13 protein-coding genes and 2 pseudogenes are annotated in these 19,429 nt (G+C 71.2%); 4 read left to right on the plus strand and 11 right to left on the minus strand.

Going from position 1 to position 19,429, the window contains the following annotated elements; translation table 11 throughout:
* Positions 1-157: 157 nt before the first annotated feature.
* The 7 genes from adh to xylB form a co-directional block, all read right to left on the minus strand.
* Positions 158-1,681, minus strand: a complete 1,524-nt coding sequence (gene adh / locus IE277_RS13640) for an aldehyde dehydrogenase (protein ID WP_189952049.1) — start codon at positions 1,679-1,681, stop codon at positions 158-160.
* Between the two features lie 57 nt (positions 1,682-1,738).
* Positions 1,739-3,043 (minus strand): helix-turn-helix domain-containing protein, encoded by a 1,305-nt coding sequence (locus IE277_RS13645; protein WP_189952051.1) that lies wholly within the window; start codon positions 3,041-3,043, stop codon positions 1,739-1,741.
* 57 nt (positions 3,044-3,100) lie between these two features.
* Positions 3,101-3,769, minus strand: coding sequence for an N-acetylmuramoyl-L-alanine amidase (locus IE277_RS13650; protein WP_189952541.1), 669 nt, complete (start codon positions 3,767-3,769; stop codon positions 3,101-3,103).
* A gap of 163 nt (positions 3,770-3,932) precedes the next feature.
* On the minus strand, positions 3,933-4,946 hold the full coding sequence (locus IE277_RS13655) for an acetamidase/formamidase family protein (RefSeq protein ID WP_189952053.1): 1,014 nt from the start codon (positions 4,944-4,946) through the stop codon (positions 3,933-3,935).
* 155 nt (positions 4,947-5,101) lie between these two features.
* Positions 5,102-6,586, minus strand: coding sequence for an APC family permease (locus tag IE277_RS13660; protein WP_189952055.1), 1,485 nt, complete (start codon positions 6,584-6,586; stop codon positions 5,102-5,104).
* A 329-nt stretch (positions 6,587-6,915) separates the two neighbouring features.
* Positions 6,916-8,121 carry an ROK family transcriptional regulator gene (locus tag IE277_RS13665; protein WP_189952056.1) on the minus strand — a complete coding sequence of 402 codons (1,206 nt, stop codon included), beginning with the start codon at positions 8,119-8,121 and terminating at the stop codon, positions 6,916-6,918.
* 35 nt (positions 8,122-8,156) lie between these two features.
* Positions 8,157-9,611: a xylulokinase gene (xylB, locus tag IE277_RS13670; protein ID WP_189952057.1), complete on the minus strand. Its 1,455-nt coding sequence runs from the start codon at positions 9,609-9,611 to the stop codon at positions 8,157-8,159.
* A 154-nt stretch (positions 9,612-9,765) separates the two neighbouring features.
* On the opposite strand from xylB, the gene xylA reads away from it, so the two are divergent.
* Complete coding sequence (gene xylA / locus IE277_RS13675; protein ID WP_189952058.1) at positions 9,766-10,932, plus strand: xylose isomerase; 1,167 nt, start codon at positions 9,766-9,768, stop codon at positions 10,930-10,932.
* Positions 10,933-11,151: 219 nt separating this feature from the next.
* Here xylA and IE277_RS13680 read toward each other — a convergent pair.
* Positions 11,152-12,212 (minus strand): annotated as a pseudogene (locus tag IE277_RS13680) (SWIM zinc finger family protein).
* A 420-nt stretch (positions 12,213-12,632) separates the two neighbouring features.
* Here IE277_RS13680 and IE277_RS13685 point away from each other — a divergent pair.
* From IE277_RS13685 to IE277_RS13695, 3 genes are all read left to right on the plus strand, one after another.
* Positions 12,633-13,058 carry a winged helix-turn-helix transcriptional regulator gene (locus IE277_RS13685; RefSeq protein ID WP_229881373.1) on the plus strand — a complete coding sequence of 142 codons (426 nt, stop codon included), beginning with the start codon at positions 12,633-12,635 and terminating at the stop codon, positions 13,056-13,058.
* Positions 13,059-13,454: 396 nt separating this feature from the next.
* Positions 13,455-14,015 carry a carboxymuconolactone decarboxylase family protein gene (locus tag IE277_RS13690; protein WP_189952059.1) on the plus strand — a complete coding sequence of 187 codons (561 nt, stop codon included), beginning with the start codon at positions 13,455-13,457 and terminating at the stop codon, positions 14,013-14,015.
* A 291-nt stretch (positions 14,016-14,306) separates the two neighbouring features.
* Positions 14,307-14,600: a DUF1330 domain-containing protein gene (locus tag IE277_RS13695; protein WP_189952060.1), complete on the plus strand. Its 294-nt coding sequence runs from the start codon at positions 14,307-14,309 to the stop codon at positions 14,598-14,600.
* Between the two features lie 543 nt (positions 14,601-15,143).
* Here the strand turns inward: IE277_RS13695 and IE277_RS13700 are convergent.
* The 3 genes and pseudogenes from IE277_RS13700 to IE277_RS49490 form a co-directional block, all read right to left on the minus strand.
* On the minus strand, positions 15,144-17,225 hold the full coding sequence (locus IE277_RS13700; RefSeq protein WP_506005341.1) for a HelD family protein: 2,082 nt from the start codon (positions 17,223-17,225) through the stop codon (positions 15,144-15,146).
* A 352-nt stretch (positions 17,226-17,577) separates the two neighbouring features.
* A pseudogene (locus IE277_RS13705) lies at positions 17,578-18,671 on the minus strand (SNF2 helicase-associated domain-containing protein); the annotation flags it as partial.
* A 287-nt stretch (positions 18,672-18,958) separates the two neighbouring features.
* A complete protein-coding gene (locus tag IE277_RS49490) occupies positions 18,959-19,318 on the minus strand; it encodes a response regulator (RefSeq protein WP_189952062.1) in 360 nt (119 codons plus the stop codon).
* Positions 19,319-19,429: the final 111 nt, after the last annotated feature.

A 19,429-nucleotide genomic window follows, 5' to 3' on the forward strand; every position in this document is an offset into this window, starting at 1 on the left:
GGGTTTGGTCCGTGACTGGTCCGGAAGTGCTGGTCAGGAGCGGGACACGGGTGGGAGGAACGGGGAGTTACGGCGTAAACCGGGCCTCGCTCTGAGTGAGGCGAGCGAAAGGCGCCTGACGAGAAAAGCCCCAGGTCAGGCGCCTTTTCTTGGGCCTCTAGAAGAAGCCGAGCTTCTTCGGCGAGTACGACACCAGCAGATTCTTGGTCTGCTGATAGTGGTCCAGCATCATCTTGTGCGTCTCACGGCCGATCCCGGACTGCTTGTAGCCGCCGAACGCCGCGTGGGCCGGGTAGGCGTGGTAGCAGTTCGTCCACACGCGGCCCGCCTGGATCGCGCGGCCCGCGCGGTAGGCCGTGGTGGCGTCCCGGGTCCAGACGCCCGCGCCGAGCCCGTAGAGCGTGTCGTTGGCGATTTTGACGGCGTCGTCGAAGTCGTCGAACGAGGCCACGGAGACCACCGGGCCGAAGATCTCCTCCTGGAAGATCCGCATACGGTTGTCGCCCTCGAAGATCGTCGGCTGGACGTAGTACCCGCCCTTCAACTCGCCGTCGTACTCGACGCGTTCACCGCCCGTGAGAACCTTCGCGCCCTCCTGCCTGCCGATGTCCAGATAGGAGAGGATCTTCTCCAGCTGGTCGTTGGAGGCCTGGGCGCCGATCATCGTGTCGGTGTCGAGCGGGTGCCCCGGCTTGATCCGCCGGGTGCGTTCGACCGCCGCCTGCAGGAAGTCCGCGTAGTGGCCGCGCTGGATCAGCGCCCGGGAGGGGCAGGTGCACACCTCGCCCTGGTTGAGCGCGAACATGGTGAAGCCCTCGAGCGCCTTGTCCCGGAACGCGTCGTCGTGCGCCCACACGTCGTCGAAGAAGATGTTCGGCGACTTGCCGCCGAGTTCCAGGGTGACGGGCTTGATGTTCTCCGAGGCGTACTGCATGATCAGCCGCCCCGTCGTGGTCTCGCCGGTGAACGCCACCTTCGCGACCCGCGGGCTCGACGCCAGCGGCTTGCCCGCCTCCACACCGAAGCCGTTGACGATGTTCAGCACGCCCGGCGGCAGCAGGTCCGCGATCAGACCGGCCCAGTAGTGGATGGAGGCCGGCGTCTGTTCGGCGGGCTTGAGGACGACCGCGTTGCCCGCGGCGAGCGCCGGCGCGAGCTTCCACGCCGCCATCAGGATCGGGAAGTTCCACGGGATGATCTGCGCGACGACCCCGAGCGGCTCGTGGAAGTGGTACGCGACCGTGTCGTCGTCGATCTCCGACAGCGACCCCTCCTGCGCCCGGATCGCCCCCGCGAAGTAGCGGAAGTGGTCGATCGCCAGCGGGATGTCGGCCGCCAGCGTCTCCCGGACCGGCTTGCCGTTCTCCCAGCTCTCGGCCACCGCCAGGGGCTCCAGGTGGGCTGCCATCCGGTCGGCGATCTTCAGCAGGATGTCGCCGCGCTCCGCCGCCGACGTACGACCCCACGCGGGCGCGGCCTCGTGCGCCGCGTCCAGCGCCCGCTCGACGTCCTCCGCGGTGCCCCGCGCGATCTCGGTGAAGGGCTGACCGTTGACCGGCGACGGATTCTCGAAGTACTGCCCGCGCAGCGGCGGTACGTATGCGCCGCCGATGAAGTGGTCGTAGCGCGCCTGGTAGGAGACGATCGCGCCCTCGGTGCCAGGCGCCGCGTAACGAGTCATGCTGGACTGCCTCCCGGTGCAGCGCTGCCCGCCGTTGGGCAGCTGTCGGGCGCGAGGCTAGGCGGTCGGACGTTGCGTGTACGTTGCGCCGCGGGTCCGCCGGGCCCGGCCGGCCGGCGCCGTCAGCTCGGCCTCCAGCGCGGTGAGCCGGGCCCGCACCGGCGCCGTGGGCCGTACCGCGGCGAGCGCCCGCCACACGGCGATGTCGTCCTCGCCCCAGGGCGCATGCGCCCAGTCCGCCAGCAGGTCCGGGTCGCGGTGCGCGATCAGCGCCATGCGCAGACCGTCGGCGAGCCGCTCCCGCAGCCGCATGATCGCCGGCGCCTGCGAACCGGGAAGCAGTGGACCGGTGTACGCCTGCGCCGCCGCCGTGACCGCCCCCGCTCGCAGCCGCCGCTCCACCACGATGACGTCCGACTCGACCGCCGCGGTGAGCCGGTACGGCCGCGAGGCGAGCACCCCCGGCCCCAACACCCGGCGTAGCCGCGCCAGTTCGGCGCGCAGGGTCACCGGGGTCACCGACTCGTCCGCGTACAGCGCGCACAGCAGCTCGTCCCCGGTCAGCCCCTCGGGATGCCGGGCGAGCAGCACGAGGATCTCGCTGTGCCGCCGGCTGAGCCGGACCCGGCGGCCGGCCAGGACGAACTCGGCCTCGTCCCGGCCCAGCGCGCCGAGCAGCGGCGCGTCCGGAGCGGTCGCGGGCGGCGCGAGCAGCGCGAGCTGCGCCTCGGCGGCCCGCGCCACCGCCTGCACGAAACCGAGGCTGTGCGGATGCGCCAGCCCGTCACCGCCGGTGATGTCCACGGCGCCCAGGAGCCGGCCGCTGCGTGGATCGTGCACCGGTGCCGCCGCGCAGGTCCACGGCTGGACCCGCCGGCTGAAGTGTTCCGTGGCGAACACCTGCACCGCGCGGTCCACGGCGACCGCGGTCCCCGGCGCGTTGGTGCCGACCGCGCTCTCCGACCAGCGCGCCCCCGGCACGAAGTTCATCCCGTCCGCCAGACGCCGGGTCGCCCGGTGTCCCTCGACCCACAGCAGCCTGCCGTGTACGTCGCACACCGCCAGCAGATGCTCGCCGTCGGCGGCGAACGTGCCCATCAGCTCCCGGAACAGCGGCATCACCCGGGCCAGCGGATGCTCCGCCCGGTAGGCGCCGAGGTCGCCGTCGGTCAGCTCGACGCCGGCGGCGTCGTCCGGCCCGACACCGGCCCGCGCGCTGCGCCGCCACGACTCCGCCACCACCGGCCGCACCGGGCGCGGCACCGTCCCCACCGTGGTGAACGTCTCGTGCGCCCGGCGCAGCACACGGACCCGTTCGGCCGGGTCGGCCCCTGGCTCCAGAGCCACCCACGGATCGGTCAACCCGGCCTCCCCGGACGGTGCGACGCTGATGTCGGTGCTGCGGTCATCCTCTTCCGGCTAGGCGAAGTTGACCAGTCTCAGGTAGCGGACCCAGTCCCAGTTCGGGCCAGGATCGGTGTGGTCGGTGCCGGGCACCTGGTAGTGGCCGAGGATGTGCTCCCTGTCCTTCGGGATGCCGTACTTGTCGCAGACCGCCGCCGTGAGCTTCGCCGACTGCTCGTACAGCGCATTGGTGAAATAGGCCGGCTGGTCCACCCACCCTTCGTGCTCGATGCCGATGCTGCGGTAGTTGTAGTCCCGGTTGCCCGCGTGCCAGGCGATGTCGGCCTCGTGCACGGCCTGGGCGATGTGCCCGTCCGCCGACCGGACCAGATAGTGCGCGGACACCTTCTTCTCCGGGTTGGCGAAAATCGCCAGTGTGTTGGCGTACGTCTCCTGCGTGACGTGGATGATCACGCGGTCGATGGCGTAGCTGCCGGGACGTTCGGCCGCGGTGTAGTTGGAGGTGCTCGCGGGCCGCCACTCGGCGGGCGGGTAGTCGACGGCCGTGGGCGGCGCGTCGTCTCGTGCGCCGTCTCGCGCGTCGGCGCGCGGGTCGGGAAGCAGCGCGTAGGGAACGGCGGCGAGCACCGCCCCCGTCAACAGCCGTCTCCTGCTCAGCCGCGGCTGTGCCTTGCGCGCCGCTCGTGCCGACTCCGTCGGCCGTGCCGGGCCGGCTGGGTCCATGTCCATCGCGGGTGCCTCTCAGGGTGTGGGGGTGTCAGGAGCCGTGGTGCCTCAGGGGTCGTAAGGGGTGTCGGGAGCCAGAGGGGGAGTCGGAGGGCCGGATGTCTGAGGGCCGGATGAGGGGCCGTACGGGGGAAGGTGTCTCACGGAGGCGTGGCCGGTTTCAGCCGCGCAGCGCTCGTGAGGTCTCCCGCAGCCGCGCGTGCACACCGCGATACGTCTCGCTTGCCGGCAGCCATTCCTTGCGGAGCTTGGCCACGCACGTGTAGTTCGTGTCGCACACGTTGGCCAACGGTGACTCGACGGCCTGGGTTGCGAATTGGTACGCGTCCGGCGCACTGAATCCGTAGTCCCGTACCAGCCACTGCACCAGGTCGAGCTGCGATATCCGGAACGCGTCCTCCAGCGGGCGGGCCGAACCGGTCGAGATGATGTGGGTGTCCGACTCCAGCCGCGGCCATGGCGTGGCGACCTGCTTGATCAGCTCCACGACCACCACCGTGTTCATGGCGCACTCCACGGCCACGCCGCAGGTCTCGCCCTCGCCCTGCCGGGCATGTCCGTCGCCGAGGCTGAGCAGTGCGCCCTCGACATTGACGCCCAGATAGCAGGTGACGCCGGCCCGCATCTCGGGCGTGTCCATGTTCCCGCCGTGCGCGTCCGGCACCAGGGCCGAGCGCACCTCCAGACCGGCGGGGGCCACGCCCACCGTGCCGTGCATGGGGTCCAGGGGCAGGGCCACCTCGATGTCGCTGTCCTGCGCCTGGAACAGGGCGGTGCGGCGCGCGCGGTCCAGCTGCCAGATCCAGACCCGCTCCGGCAGCGGGGGCTGCAGCGAGGCCGTGGTGTGCGTGGAGGTGAGCGCGCCGAAGAGCGGGACCGTCGTGGACGCCGCCCAGTCACGGGCCGGTTCGATCGACACGAAGTGCACGGCCACGGTGTCGCCGGGCTCGGCGCCCTCGATGTGGAAGGGGCCGGTCTGCGGATTGAGGAAGGGGAACTCGCAGACCTCGGAGACGAGGTCCTTCTCGGAGCGCACCCGCCCGGCGAAGCAGTCCTCCGTGTACAGGTCGAGAACCGTGCCGGGCGCGATCCGCGCCACGGGCGGCGCGCCACCGAACGTCCAGGCGTAGTCGCCCGGTTCCGGGCGCACGGTGAGGATACGGGGGTCGGTCATCGTCGAGGTGGTCCCTTCTGACGGGCGGTCGTGGGACGGGGTTTGCGCGGCCGTGGCCGCTCCCGGTCGACGGGCTTGCGACCGGGTGGCTCAGCGGTGTGGTGTCGGTGGGGCGGTCGGCAATCCGGACACGGGGCGGGGCGGGCGGGGGCGGGTCAGCGTGGCACCGTCCCTTCGTGGCGGTGGCCGGTCGGTTCGTACGCGTCGAGGTGCACCCGCGCCGTCTCCGCTATGCGCTCGGGGTGACGACGTATCAGCGCGAGGAGCACCACCACGCCCGCCGCCATCCAGACGCCGACGACCGGGCCGGCGTAGGACACCGGAGCCGCCAGTTCGGTGACGAAGTCGAACACCGGAAGCCCGGCGGCCGTCAGCAGGGCCGGTATGAAGGCCGCCGTGCCGAGCAGCGGGAACAGCAGATGCCGTACCGGCTTGAGGCCGGCCCGGCCCGCCCGCAGGAAGTAACCGGCGCAGGCGAGGTTCACCACGATGTAGACACCGACGACGACGGTGACGATCACGGTGGCGAGCAGCAGATACGCGGTCACGGGGTCGTAGCCGAAACCGAGGCCGAGGGCCGCCCCGACCGCTACGACGGTCTGGAGCGCGAGGCCGGCCACGGGGGAGCGGTGCCGCGGATGGAGGGTGGCGAGCAGGCGGGGCAGGACGCGGATGCGGGCCAGCGCGAAGGCCGTTCGGGTCGAGACGGTGGCGCACGCGTTGGCGTTGGCGATCGTGGAGTTGATCACCGCCAGGAAGACCAGCACCCAGAAGAACCCGAAGGAGGCGCGGGCGACGCCGTCCCAGGAGGCCTCGCCCGAGGCGCCGAACCTCGCGAACCGGTCCGGTCCGAAGTAGACCGTCATCGCATAGGTCGTGATCACATAGAACAGGCCGATGCCCAGGGCCGCCCCGAGGACGGCGCGGCGCATCGTCCGCCGGGGGTCGCGGGTCTCCTCGGCGAGCGATGCCGCCGCCTCGAACCCCGCGAAGGCCAGCACCGTGTACACGGATCCGGCGAACACACCGCCGATCCCGGCGTACCCGTGCGCGGTGTGGGAAGTGTCGAACACCGACAGGGTGTTGGCGTCGCCCGCCTCGCCGATGAGCAGCACCGCGAACACCAGGAAGACGACGATCTCGAAGACCCCGAGGACGGTGCCGAAGCGGGCCGAGGCGCGCACGCCCAGATATCCGGCGACGGCTATCACAGCAGCGCCCGCCAGGGACCACGGCCACCACAGATCCGCCGGATACGAGGACCACTCCTCGTGCAGCGTGCCCGCCGCCGTGAAACCCAGCTGCAGGAGCAGCAGTGGCGGGACCAGCATCTCCACGAAGACGTAACCCCAGCCGACGAGAAAGCCGACGGCGGGATGCAGACCGCGCGCCGCGTACGTGGCCACCGATCCCGCCGCGGGCAGCTCGCGCGCCAGCTCGGCCACACAGGACGCGGTGAACAGACAGGCGACCAGCGCGATCAGCACCGCCAGCGGCAGACTGCCGCCCGCGAAGGCGGCACCGGCCGGGATCGACGCGGCCACCGCGGCGGCCGGCGCCATGGCCGTGACGCTCTGGAACAGCACCTCGCGCAATCCGACGGCGTCGCGCCGCAGCGCACCGTTGGTCTGCTCGTGCATGTCCGTCCCCCGATGCATGTCAGTGCACTGCCACCCGATGTGTGTGAAATACCGTCAACCGTGCAAGGTCAATCGGCTTTGACGGATCGTCGGCCGTGCCCCCTCGCGTGAATCACGGTACGGCGCGGGTGGGTTGGGCAGAAGGGCACGCACCGGTTCCGTGGAGAAGCCCCCGTTTGTGGAAAACGCGGCCACCCGATCGGGTGAACACCCGCGGTCACCGGGCCGTTTGTCCCCAGCCCGGCACAGCGTCAGACCCTCCCGCGGATGCATCACGCTGCCGTGCCGCGCCGCCGCGTGCAGCGCGGTCAACGTGACCGGCCGGGCCGTCAGCCGTGGACCACCGCCGCCGGGTCGTCCAGTACGCCCCGGATCACCGAGTGCGCCGCGCCCAGCAGGGGGCCCTCCGAGCCCAGCCCGGACACCGTCACGGGGCAGGGCGGGCCCGCCGTACGATCCCTCAGCTCCGTCTCCAGGGACGGCAGCAGCCAGGGGGAGAGGCCGGCCAGGGCACCGCCGAGGACCACCGTCTCGGGGTCGAGGAGATTCGCCGCCCCGGTCAGGGCGATGCCGAGCGCGGTGCCGGCGTCCCGCAGGGCTGCCCGTACGCTCGCGTCACCCTGTTCGGCGCGCCCGGCGAGCAGGCCCACCGGATCCTCGCGGGGCGCCAGCCCGGCCGCGCGCAGCACCGCCTCCTCACCCGCGTACTGCTCCAGGCAGCCCCGGCCGCCGCACGGACAGGGCGGACCGTCCGGCCGTACGGGCACATGGCCCAGCTCGCCCGCGAAGCCGCGGGTGCCGCGCAGCAGTCCGCCGTCCACGACGACCGCCGCGCCGATGCCGATCTCGGCCGACACATGCAGAAAGTCCCGCGGGGTGCCGGCACCGAGCCACAACTCCGCGAGCGCCCCGAAGTTGGCCTCGTTGTCCACGGTCAGCGGCCAGTCGGCGGGCAGCAGAGGGGCGAGATCGGTGTCGTGCCAGTCGAGGTTCGGGGCGCGTACGACGGTGCGGCCGTCGCGGGCCACGAGTCCGGGTACGGCGACCGCGAGGCCCGCGGGCCGCAGCGCCTCCCGCTCCGCCTCCGCCACGACATGCCGCACCAGCTCGGTCAGCTCCCCGACCACCGGTCCGGGCGCCCGGCCCCGGTTCGCCGTGTGGCGCACGGCCCGCGCGCGGACCGCTCCGCGCAGGTCGACCGCGCACACCGCGAGGTGGTCGACGCCGATCTCCGCCCCGATCCCGGCCGGGCCGCGGCCGCTCACCGCGAGCGCCGAACCGGGCCGGCCCACCCGGCCCGGACGCTCCGGGCCCAGCTCCTCCAGCAGGCCCCACCGGATCAGCTCGTCCACCAGCGTCGACACCGCCGCCCGCGTCAGCCCGATGCGCGCGGCGACCGCGGCCCGCGACAGCGAACCCTCCGCGCTGACGGCGTGCAGCACACGGGCCAGATTGCGTCGGCGCATGCCCCGCTGGGTGTCCGGCAGGGCGCGCCCGGCGCCTGGTGGTCGGGCCTCGTGCGGAGGTGCGGTCATGACTGAAGTCGATCCTCGGTGTCGGCCGCCCGGCGTCATGCGCGCGGCGTGTTGCCCGTCGCCCGCTCCAGCAGCGGGGCCGCGTCGGAGAGTACCCCGGTGATCCGCTCCAGTGTCTCCTGGTCCCGTTCCACGGCCTCCAGCACCGGGCCCGCGGCCGTGTGCCAGCGCCGGGCCACCGAGGCCGGGTCCTCGCCGGTCAGCAGGCCGGCGGCCTGTGCCGCGGCGCCGAGGGCGACCAGTTCCCTGGCCTGCGGGACCTGGACCGGCCGGCCCGACAGCCGCCGCACGGTCTGCTGCCAGGCCGTCCCGCGCGCGCCACCGCCGATCAGCAGCAGCGGGCTGGTGCGGTCCGCGTCCTCGTCCAGGACCAGGTCGAGCGCGCCGAGCAGCGCGTGCACGGCGCCGTCGTAGGCGGCCTGCAGCAGATGCCCGGCGGTCGTGTCGTGGCGCAGGCCGTGCAGCAGGCCGGAGGCGTTCGGCAGGTTCGGGGTCCGCTCGCCGTCCAGATACGGCAGCAGCGTCGCCGAGCCGCCGGGCTCCACCGCCTCCCGGTCAAGGCTCAGCAGCGCCGCGATCCGGTCCACGGCGAGCGTGCAGTTCAGGGTGCAGGCCAGAGGCAGCCAGTCCCCGTGCGCGTCGGCGAACCCCGCCACCGTGCCGGTCGGATCGGTCGGGCGCCGTCTGGAGACGGCGTACACCGTGCCGGACGTGCCGAGACTGAGCACCGGAGTGCCGGGCCGCAGGCCGAGGCCCAGTGCCGCCGCGGCGTTGTCGCCGGTGCCGGGGGCGACCAGCGTCCCCTTGGAGAACGGCAGGTCGTGGCTGTCGCGCACGGTGCCGGCCACCTCTCCCGGACGCACCACCCGGGGCAGCAGCGCCGGGTCGAGACCGACGTGCGCGAGGGTCTCCGCGTCGTACGTCTCCGTCCCGGACGCCCACCAGCCGGTGCCGGACGCGTCGCCGCGGTCGGTGGTGCCCTGCCCGGTCAGCCGCTCGGTGAGGTAGTCGTGGGGCAGCCGTACCGCCTTCGTCGCGCGGATCGACTCCGGCTCGTGCTCGGCCAGCCATGCCCACTTCGTGACCGTGAACGACGCGCCGGGCACGCTGCCGGTGCGATCCGCCCAGGCCTTCGGCCCGCCCAGTTCCTCCACCAGCCGGCGGGCCTGCGGCGCCGAGCGGACGTCGTTCCACAGCAGTGCCGGACGCACCGGCTCGCCCCGCCCGTCCAATGTGACCAGGCCGTGCTGCTGGCCCCCGATCGACACCGCCGCCGCCTCGTGCGCGGCGTCACCGCACTGGCGCAGCGCCTCGCACAGCGCGTCCCACCACTGACGCGGATCGCTCTCGCGGCCCGCGCCGGAGGACACAGAGTGCGGCGCCTGGCCGCTCGCCACCACCTCGCCGGTGGCCGCGTCGACGACCAGTGCCTTCGTGGACTGGGTGGACGTGTCCACACCGACGACGAGCGGACCCTCGGCTGCTGACATCGGGCTCTCCCTCTTTCCGCGACTTCCCGCGACTTCGCGACGTTCCGCGACTCACCGGGACAAAGACATCTTGTCTCTTCCCAGGGACGCGTCCGCATACTAATTTGTAAACGGCCATGACGAAATAGTCGTACGCGTAGCAAGGAGCCGTGGCATGAGCTACCAGCCCACCCCCGAGGACAGGTTCACCTTCGGCCTGTGGACCGTCGGCTGGCAGGGAAGGGACCCGTTCGGCGACGCCACCCGCCGCGCCCTCGACCCGGCCGAGACGGTGCAGCGCCTCGCCGGGCTCGGCGCCTACGGGGTGACCTTCCACGACGACGACCTGATCCCCTTCGGATCCTCGGACACCGAGCGCGAATCGCACATCAAGCGGTTCCGTCAGGCCCTCGACGCGACCGGCATGACCGTCCCGATGGCGACCACGAACCTGTTCACGCACCCCGTCTTCAAGGACGGCGCGTTCACCGCCAACGACCGCGACGTGCGCCGCTACGCGCTGCGTAAGACGATCCGCAACATCGACCTGGCGGTCGAACTGGGCGCGAAGACGTACGTCGCCTGGGGCGGCCGTGAGGGCGCCGAGTCCGGCGCCGCCAAGGACGTCCGAGCAGCCCTCGACCGCATGAAGGAAGCCTTCGACCTCCTCGGCGAGTACGTCATCTCCCAGGGTTACGACATCCGCTTCGCCATCGAGCCCAAGCCGAACGAGCCGCGCGGCGACATCCTGCTGCCCACCGTCGGCCACGCGCTCGCCTTCATCGAGCGCCTGGAACGCCCCGAGCTGTACGGCGTCAACCCCGAGGTGGGCCACGAGCAGATGGCGGGGCTCAACTTCCCGCACGGCATCGCGCAGGCGTTGTGGGCCGGCAAGCTGTTCCACATCGACCTCAACGGCCAGTCCGGCATCAAGTACGACCAGGACCTGCGGTTCGGCGCCGGTGACCTGCGAGCGGCGTTCTGGCTGGTCGACCTGCTGGAGAGCGCCGGCTACGACGGACCGCGCCACTTCGACTTCAAGCCGCCGCGGACCGAGGACCTCGACGGGGTATGGGCGTCGGCGGCCGGCTGTATGCGCAACTACCTCATCCTCAAGGAGCGTGCGGCGGCGTTCCGAGCCGACCCGGAGGTCCAGGAGGCGCTGCGTGTCTCGCGGCTCGACCGGCTGGCCCAGCCGACCGCCGCCGACGGTCTGCAGGCCTTGCTCGCCGACCGCGCCGCCTTCGAGGACTTCGACGTGGCGGCGGCAGCCGCGCGCGGCATGGCGTTCGAGCGCCTCGACCAGCTCGCGATGGACCATCTGCTGGGAGCACGGGGCTGACCAGGAGGAGGGCCGGAGACGGCACGCGCCGTCTTCCCGGCCCTCCTCGGGTCCACCGGCCGAGCCGCCCGGCCCCAGGAGCGCTATGGCCGCTCGGGGAGCCGCACGTGCCTCGCGGTCGTCTTGCCTCACTGTCGACAAGTCGGCTCGTACGTCCAAGGCGTCGGCGCGATCCATCGTCCCGAAGCAGGTGTCGCGACATTCCATGACGGTGGAGCGTCAGAGGCGCTCCGGGGCCTCCGAATCCGCGCCAGGACGCGCCGAGGCCAGTGCCGTCGCCGGATCACCCTCGGGTCCGCCCGCGGGGATCCAGCGGCCGTCCCGGCCGAGGGGCAGCTGGATCCCTTCGCCGGGCACGGTCCACCGGTTGCCGCTGTGGAGGAACGGCGGCCGTTCCGAGCCCTTCTGCGTCCGAGTCGAACCGTTCCGTGTCCGAGTCGAACTGTTCCATGTCCGAGCGCAGGATCTCTGTGAGGAGCCGGTACGCCTGCACGGCGGTGCGCCCCGCCAGGTGCTCCAGCGCCACGGGATCGATCCCGGGTGCCGACGCCGTCCCTGACGTGAGGGACGGCGGCGTGCTCGGGGTCTGCGGGATTCCGGGCAGTCGGGACAGCGGAGGCAGGATGTCGCCGGTGGCCCACGCCTCCGCCGCATCCACGCCCAGGGCCGCGGGCGCAGAGGGTGCCGTGCGGGATGCCGTGGCGCGCACATGCAGTTCCGCCAGGAACGCGTCCTTCCCGCGCCCGCGCAACAGCAGGAGCAGAAACGGATCTCTTCATCGAGCAGTCGCGCCACCTGGTGACAGAGCGCGGCGGTGTGCCCGCAGTGGTCCCATGTGCCCGCAGTCATACTCGGGCTCCTGATCACCCAGACCCGGCAGAAGCTCGATGCCGCCGACTGCGGCGTCCTCGATCAGATGCGGCGGCAGCTCACCGTGGAGCAGTGCGGTCAGGTACCCGGCCTGCCCCACGGCCACGTCCAGCAGGCGTCCCCACTCCTCCTCGGACAGCTCCGACACGAGGACGTCGGCCCGGTGAGCCGCGCCCCGACGGTCGCGTACGACGGCGGTGACCCGGCCCGGCCGCACGGTCACCGCTCCCGCGCCTCCCGCGCGTGCGAGCCAGCGACCCGCCGTGACCGCGGCTCCGTCCAGGGCTGCGTCCTCCAGGGCCCGCAGCCATGCCTGCCCACCAACTCTGTGCGAAGCCGCGCCCGCGCGCGGGTGGCTGCGCGGCGAACGTGCGCTCCACCACGGGGTCGATCCCGTCGTCGTGGCTCATCGTGCCTCCGTAAGTTGTTAGGCGGCCCGGGAGGGCCGGATGTGGCTGATCGCGCAGTTCCACCAGCGCGGCCAGTTCCGCGTCGGTCAGCTCCGTCGGCGCGGTCTCGCCGGTGCCGAGCACCGCGTCGGCCAACTCCCGCGGCGACAGCGGTTCGTCCCGCAGCCGAGGGAAACTGTGTCGTGGTCATCTGGTCTCCATCTCCGAGCGGGCGTTGAGCCTGGCGGTCACCACCACTGACGCAGCTGCAGCGCAGGTAGTGCTCCCAGGCGGTGATCGTGGGATTCCGCAGCGCACGGTGCGGGGCGACGCGGGTGGGTGGTTGCCACCACGGCCCCCCTCGTTTCGTTTTCCGAAGCGATCGCCGATGGTAGCGTTTCGGAATCCGAAGCATCAACCTTGGAGGCTGGACTCCACGCCATGCCAACCCCAAAACCCGGCAAGCCAGTTCGTGGTTCGACCACCGGTCGCCCCCTCATGGCCGCACTCGACCTGTTCGGGCGGCGGTGGAGCCTGCGCATCCTTTGGGAGCTGCGCGGGGGCCCCCTTGGGTTCCGCCCCCTGCAGAAGCAGTGCGACGACATGTCCTCCAGCGTGATGCGGCAGCGCCTGACCGAACTGCTGGCTGCCCTCGTGGTTCACCAACTACCCGACAGCCGGTACGAGCTCACTCCACTGGGGCGGGATGCCTGCCTCGCACTCGGCCCCCTCGTCCAGTGGTCGGAGCGCTGGGCGGCGATGCTCGACTCGCAACCGGCGCACCGCAACAGCGAGCGGCCCGCCGGCGGCACCTCGCATCCTGACACTGTGGGCGACGGGACGCCCGAGAGGGGTTCTGCCGGCTGACGCTCGCGCGGCCTGGGTTGACGGCGCGCTCGGAACCTCCGTCGGCACCTAGGTCCTCGCCAAGCTGGGTGAGGTGACAGGCATCGCCGTGCAGAGTGAGCACGCGGGCGCCGGTCAGCTCGCCCAGCCGGGTGCTGGGCGCGCTCGATGACATGCGTTCACAACGGCGCTGCAACTCCCGGAAGCCTGCCGGGGCTTGGCTCGGTTCCCACGGGGTGTGCAGCGTCCAGCGCCGCCCGAGCAGATCGAGTGCAGCCATGACCGGGCGCCCTGAATCGGACCCTCGTACCGGTGAACCCGGCCGAGGCGTTCTGGCTTCCATGCTTCCGTGCCTACTCCTTGCGCTTCGGGTTTCGAAGCATCATAGTGATTCGAAAACCGAAGCAGGAGGTGTCCATGCCGCGCATCGAACCGCTCGCCCCGCCATATCCCGCGCCCATCGACCAGGCACTGCGCCGATGGATGCCTCCCGGCGTGACACACGAGCCGCTCACACTGTTCCGGGTACTGCACCGCAACCCGGAACTGGCCTCACGCATGTTCGCCCTGGGGGCCGGCCTGCTGGGCCACGGACTTCTTCCCGCCATCGACCGCGAGATCATCATCGCCCGAGTAACCGCACGCACCGGCTGCGCCTACGAATGGGGGGCACACGCCGCGACCCTCGCCCAGCAGGCCGGACTGAGCCAGGAACAGCTCCAGGCCACCACCGACATCGACGTCGCAGCCAACACCGCGTGGCCGCCACGTCATGCGGCACTGCTCAACGCCGTCGACGAACTGCACGACACAGCACAACTCTCACAACCCGCCTGGGATTCCCTGGGCGTCCACTACGAAGACGCCCAACTCCTGGAGTTCCTCGTGCTGGCCGGCTGGTACCGAACCATCAGCTACCTGGCCAACGGGCTCCTCCTGGAGGAAGAGCCCTGGGGCGCCCCGTTCCCGGCGCAGTGAGCCCTTTCCGACTTCACGCTGAGCTGGCCAGATGTAGAGCGAGGACGGCTTGGGCGGGGCATCGTTCACGACTTCGTCCAGACAGGGATGCCTGGTGAACTGAGCGATTGGTACGAGTTGTAGGCAGGGCTCCATCGCCAACTGAGACATCGTCTTATCTCAACAGCACACCACAATCAGCCAGTTCCTTGCGAACCGCCCTCTGAAATGCCCGGTGATCCGTCGCCGGGGCCGATCAATCTGAGTGTCGGCTCGAAGCCTGGCGCGCTTGTCCGAACACAGGAGGTTTCCATGGCCAAGGGCTACTGGGTCAGCGTCTACCGCACCATTTCCGACCCCGAGAAGCTAGCCGCCTACAACAAGCTGGCCGGTCCGGCCGTCCAGGCCGGGGGCGGGCGGAGGCTCGCCGTCGGCGGTCGGGTCGTCGCCCACGACGCCGGAATCGCCGAGCGCACCGTCCTGATCGAGTTCGACACCTTTGAACAGGCGGTCGCGGCACGCGAGAGCGCGGCATACCAGGAGGCGCTGGCCGTCCTTTCCGACGGCGTCGAGCGCGACTTCCGCATCATCGAAGGCGTCGACTGACCGGCGCACTGACGTTCAGGCCGGCCTGGCGGCCCCGCTGCCCTCGTCGGCAGAACTCACGCTCGCCCGAAGCGAACCGCGAAGCGGTACTCATACGACAGATCGGTCCAGCGGGCAAACGGATCTGATGACCAGCGGCACGTCCAGCATCCATCTGCTGTGCGACCCGTCGGGGCTACTTTCATGAAAGGCCCGCATGAAAGGCCCGTGACCAGCAGGAATGCCGGTCGCGGGCCCTTTTTGCGATCTCCAGTGTGCACGCGAGTGTGCACGAGTGCCTGAGAAAACCTCACGCGCACTCCTGTCCAACATTGCGGGACAAGCCTTACCCGTCCGAGGCGAACCCCTCGGACGGGTAGAACAGCTCGCAGACTCAGGCGGTCTCAGTCTGCAGGGAACCGGCAGCCGGCTCTCTCGTTGGACGACACACGCCGGAAGGCAGGACATCAGGCTGAGCAGGGAGGTCAGGGCTATACCAGTGCGCACGTTGACGGCGCGTTGGGGCACTTGTGCGCCCGCGGCGACCACGCGGGCGGCGCGCCATCATGAGGGCTGGATGGCGATGGTGCACAGACGCTTGGTGGCCCGGGTCAGGGCCACGTACAGGTCCCTCTCCCCGCCGGGGCGGGCCGTGATGATCTCCTCGGGGTTCAGGACGACGACCCCGTCGAACTCGAGGCCACGTGCTTCGGACGCGGGCACGATGCGTGCCTGGTCGGCGATGCCGTGAGCCGTCAACTGGCTCACCCGGGTGTCCGCGCAGATCACTCCCAGGAGTTCGTCCGGCTGCGCGGTGCTCTGGGCGCGCAGTTCCTCCACGACGGCGGTGACCAACCCGTCCCCATGTGTGGTCACGGTGCGCGGGCTCTCACCGCTGCGCAGTGACCGTGTGGGCCGCTGGTCCGGAGCGATCCGCGCGAGCAGGTCCCGGACGCTCTCCAGGATCTCCTGCGTGGTGCGGTAACTGACCGTCAGGTCGTGCAGCCTGAACCGCGTCCCGACATGCGGGCTCAGGGCTTCCTTCCAGTCGCGTGCCGTCGTGGCCGGGCCCGACTGGGCGAAGTCACCCACCAGCGTCATCGCCCTCGCCGGGCAGCGGCGGACGATCATCCGCCACTGCATAGCGGTCAGTTCCTGCGCCTCGTCGACGACGACGTGCCCGTACGTGCGCTCGGGCGGGCCGTCGACCAGGCTCGCCGCCTCGTCCAGCAACGGCACGTCCGCATCGGTCCACGGGGCGTCCGGGGCACGCAGGAGAAGGGACTGCTCCTGCGGGGTCAGGGTCGGCAGGCGCTCGGCCAGGGCGTCGGCATCCGTCAGCAGTGCCTTCACGAGGTCACCGGGTGCCAGCCGCGGCCACAGCGCCTCGACCGCCCGGTCGACACCGGCGTCGTCGAGGAGATCGGCCCCGATGGCATCCAGGTCCAGCTCGTGGACCGGACCCGGGTCGGCGGCGCCCTCGGCACGGCGCTGGGCGACCCCCGTGAACCGGTCGAGGTTCAGGCCCGTCATCTGCTCGGCATCGGCGTCGATCTGCTCCAGGAGGTCGCCCATGTCCCGTTGCATCGCGTCGGTGACGGCGTCGACCAGGAGTTCCTTGAACGCCTGGCGCGCGGGGTTGTGGCCGGACGCGGCCGCCAGGGCGGCGGCGCGTGCAGTGGCGACCTCCTTCTCGGACAGGTGGACCAGTTCCTGCCCGACCCGGACGGTGAAGTCACCGGCGGGGGCCTGGTGGTCTCGCAGCAGGCCGGCCAGGGCGTCGGCGAGGTCCAGGCCGCCCTTGAGGCGCGCCGTGTCGAACGGGTCCACCGCGTCCGGGGACACTCCGGCCAGTTCCTGACAGGTCGCCAGATCGACGTCGTTCTCCCCGAGCGAGGGAAGGACCTGGGAGATGTAGTCGAGGAAACGGGCGTTGGGGCCCACCACGAGGACGCCTTCCTCCGCGGCGCGCGGGAACGCGTACAGGACGTAGGCCGCCCGGTGCAGGGCGACCACCGTCTTGCCGGTGCCGGGCCCGCCCTGCACCACGGTCACCCCGCGGTGGGCGGAGCGGACGATCTCGTCCTGCTCGGCCTGCAGCGTCGCGACGGCCGCGTGCATCCTGCCCGTACGCCGTGCCGACAGAGCCTCGGTCAACGGGCCGTCCCCCACGACGTCTTCGTCGGTCGGGGCGGTCCCGTCGAGCAGTTCGTCGCTCACCGAGACGACCGTGCGCTCCTCGAGGCGCAGGTGCCGGCGCCGCCGCAGATCCATCGGGTGGACCGGTGTCGCCTCGTAGAAGGGCCGCGCCGCGTTCGCGCGCCAGTCCACGAGCAGCGGCAGTTCGTCCTCCTCCGTGTGCAGTCCGATCCGCCCGATGCGCAGGGCCGTGCCGTCCGTCCAGTCGATGCGCCCGAAGACCAGCCCCTTCTCGGCGCCTTCCAGCCGGCCGATCTCCTTGGTCAGACGGTCGGCGGCGATCTCTCTCTCGTACGCCTCGCCGGCGCCGTCCGCCGGAGCCTTCAGCACACGCGCCCGGTTCGCTCGCGCCTCGGAAAGCCGCTCGGTGAGCAGCTCATACAATGAGGACACGTAACCTTGCTCCGATTCAACCGCACGCACGGCAGAATCATTTATGTTTGACAACAAGGGACTCCTTCGATTCGAGCCGCACCATACGGCCAAAGTTCCCTAAAGGTAAGTCTTGACTTACTTGTTGCGTCTATGTCCTTGCGGCTGACCGCACTTCGTGTCATGCATTCCGTCGTTTTCCTTGAATGCCGGTGATGCTTTCCCGTGCACGGGAAAGCAGTGAATCCACGGGAAAGGTTCGTGGTCGCGGCACGGGCCGGGACGGGGCTGGCCTGCATTCCACATGCGGACACCGGAGGCCGCCGTGATCCGGTTGTGCGACGCGGCGAGTTGGGCGGTGTTCCCACCGCCGTGTGCGGCCCGGATGCCGGACCTCAACGACTCGACATGCTGACTTGACAGGGAAGATCAGCGTGATCGTCTTGCCGAGGCCCATGTCGCCCGCCAGACAGCCGCCCAGCCCGAGTGAGGTCATGCGGGCAAGCCGGTCCAAGCCGCGGAGTTGATACGCACGCAGGGTGACGGCCAGGCCGGGCGGCTGTCCGACGCCACGCGCCGTCCCGGGGTCCGTGAGGTGCTCGCGAAGCCCTTCCAGCCACCCCGACGACCGTACCGACCCTGGTGGCCGTCGACCTCTGCCGAGCCCGTCAGCGCGGCGGCCGGCGCCTCGACGGGAGCGAGGGCGCGGTCCTGACGGGCCCGTGCGCGGTCCGCCTGGCGCGGGTCGACCAGGACCCATCCGTCGCGCAGCCGCACCAGGGGGCGCTTGGCCTCCGCGAGCCGGTCCAGTTCCGTCCGGGACAACTCCCGCCCGCCCAGCGCGAACCACCAGCTGAAGGTGACCGTGACGTCCGACGCGAGCAGCGACGAGGGCGCCGCGGCGGGCCGAGGGGCGGCCGCTGCCACTGCCTCGTCCGGCGGGCCTACGGATGCGTGTGTCGTCAGACCGCGCGCCAGTGCTTTCGGCCAGTGCACGTCGACTCCAGCCGAGGCCAGAGCCCGTGTGCCCTCGCTCAGCAGCTCGGCGATCTCGTCGTCGGCGAGGTCCACGGCCTCGGGTACGGCGGCGGACAGCAGCGGTGTCAACGGCGGCCAGGCGCGGGCGGCACGGCGCAGCGCCGGCAGCACACCGGTGTGCGCGCGTGCACAGACCGCCTCGGGCACGGCGCCCGCACCTGTCCACAGGGCGGCCGCATCGAGGACGTCCGCCACGCCGCTCACATCGTGCACCTGTGGCACCGCACGGAACCGGACCGGAGCGTGGTCGTCCCGCTGGGCAGCGTCGTCTGGCCTGTCTGGCCTGTCTGGCCTGTCTGGCCTGTCTGGCCTGTCTGGCCTGTCTGGCCTGTCTGGCCTGTCTGGCTCGTCTGGCTCGTCTGGGCCGTCCATGGTTTCGGGTCCATCGGGTCCATCGGGTGTGTCGAGCCCATCGAGTCCGGAGACCTCCACACGCAGCGACAGCCGCGCACCCGCGTCATGCCCGGCGGCGATGTCGTCGGCCCAGGTTCGCAGAGCGGGCCACCGCTGTGGCTCGGTCGCCGCGTACGCGGGGCCACCGGTCACCGACCGGGCCGCGGGGGAGCGCGGCAGAACATCGGCGACCGCGTCCAGGAAGGCGCGCAGCAGCCGCTCCGGGTCCGGCAGCCGCGGCGGCCCCTCGTCCGAGAGAGGTACCGCATGGGCCTCCGGAGGCATGGCGGCGGCGAGTTCACGGATCAGCTCCGCGTCCCGCGCGGACAGCCGGTCCACCCGCCAGACGTCATGATCGCCGAGGGAGACGTCCGGCATCAGCAGGCCACGTGCCAGGAAGTGCAGGGAAGGAAGTGCGGGGCCAGTCGGCAGGCGGCACCCCAGAAGTCGGCCGAGCGGTGCCGCTGCGGCAGCTCACGCGCGCGTGTGAGCAAGGGCAGGGCACGGTGTGCGGACAGCACGAGCACGGGCGTGCGGACCGGCTCGACGCCGCCGTCCGTCGGCATGACGATGTCCAGTTCCGTCTGCGTTCCGTCGGCGACGGTTGGAGGGACCGCGCCGTCCCGCCGCCAGAACGCGAGCCGGCCCGTGCGAGCCGGCTCGCCGGGCAGGAAGACCGTGCAGCAACGGGCCAGTTCGGAGAGTTCGGGGGGCGGTGTCGTCGGATGGCTCTGCACAGCTCTTGCGCACTCCTCAAATTTGACTAACCGGATGGAGTCGCCGAGGGTACAGCAGGTCGAGGGTGTCCCGGGCATACTGACGTCGTGATCCGGGCTACTTCACCATCT

This window comes from Streptomyces alanosinicus (genome assembly GCF_014650595.1).
GTDB classification, from domain to species: domain Bacteria; phylum Actinomycetota; class Actinomycetes; order Streptomycetales; family Streptomycetaceae; genus Streptomyces; species Streptomyces alanosinicus.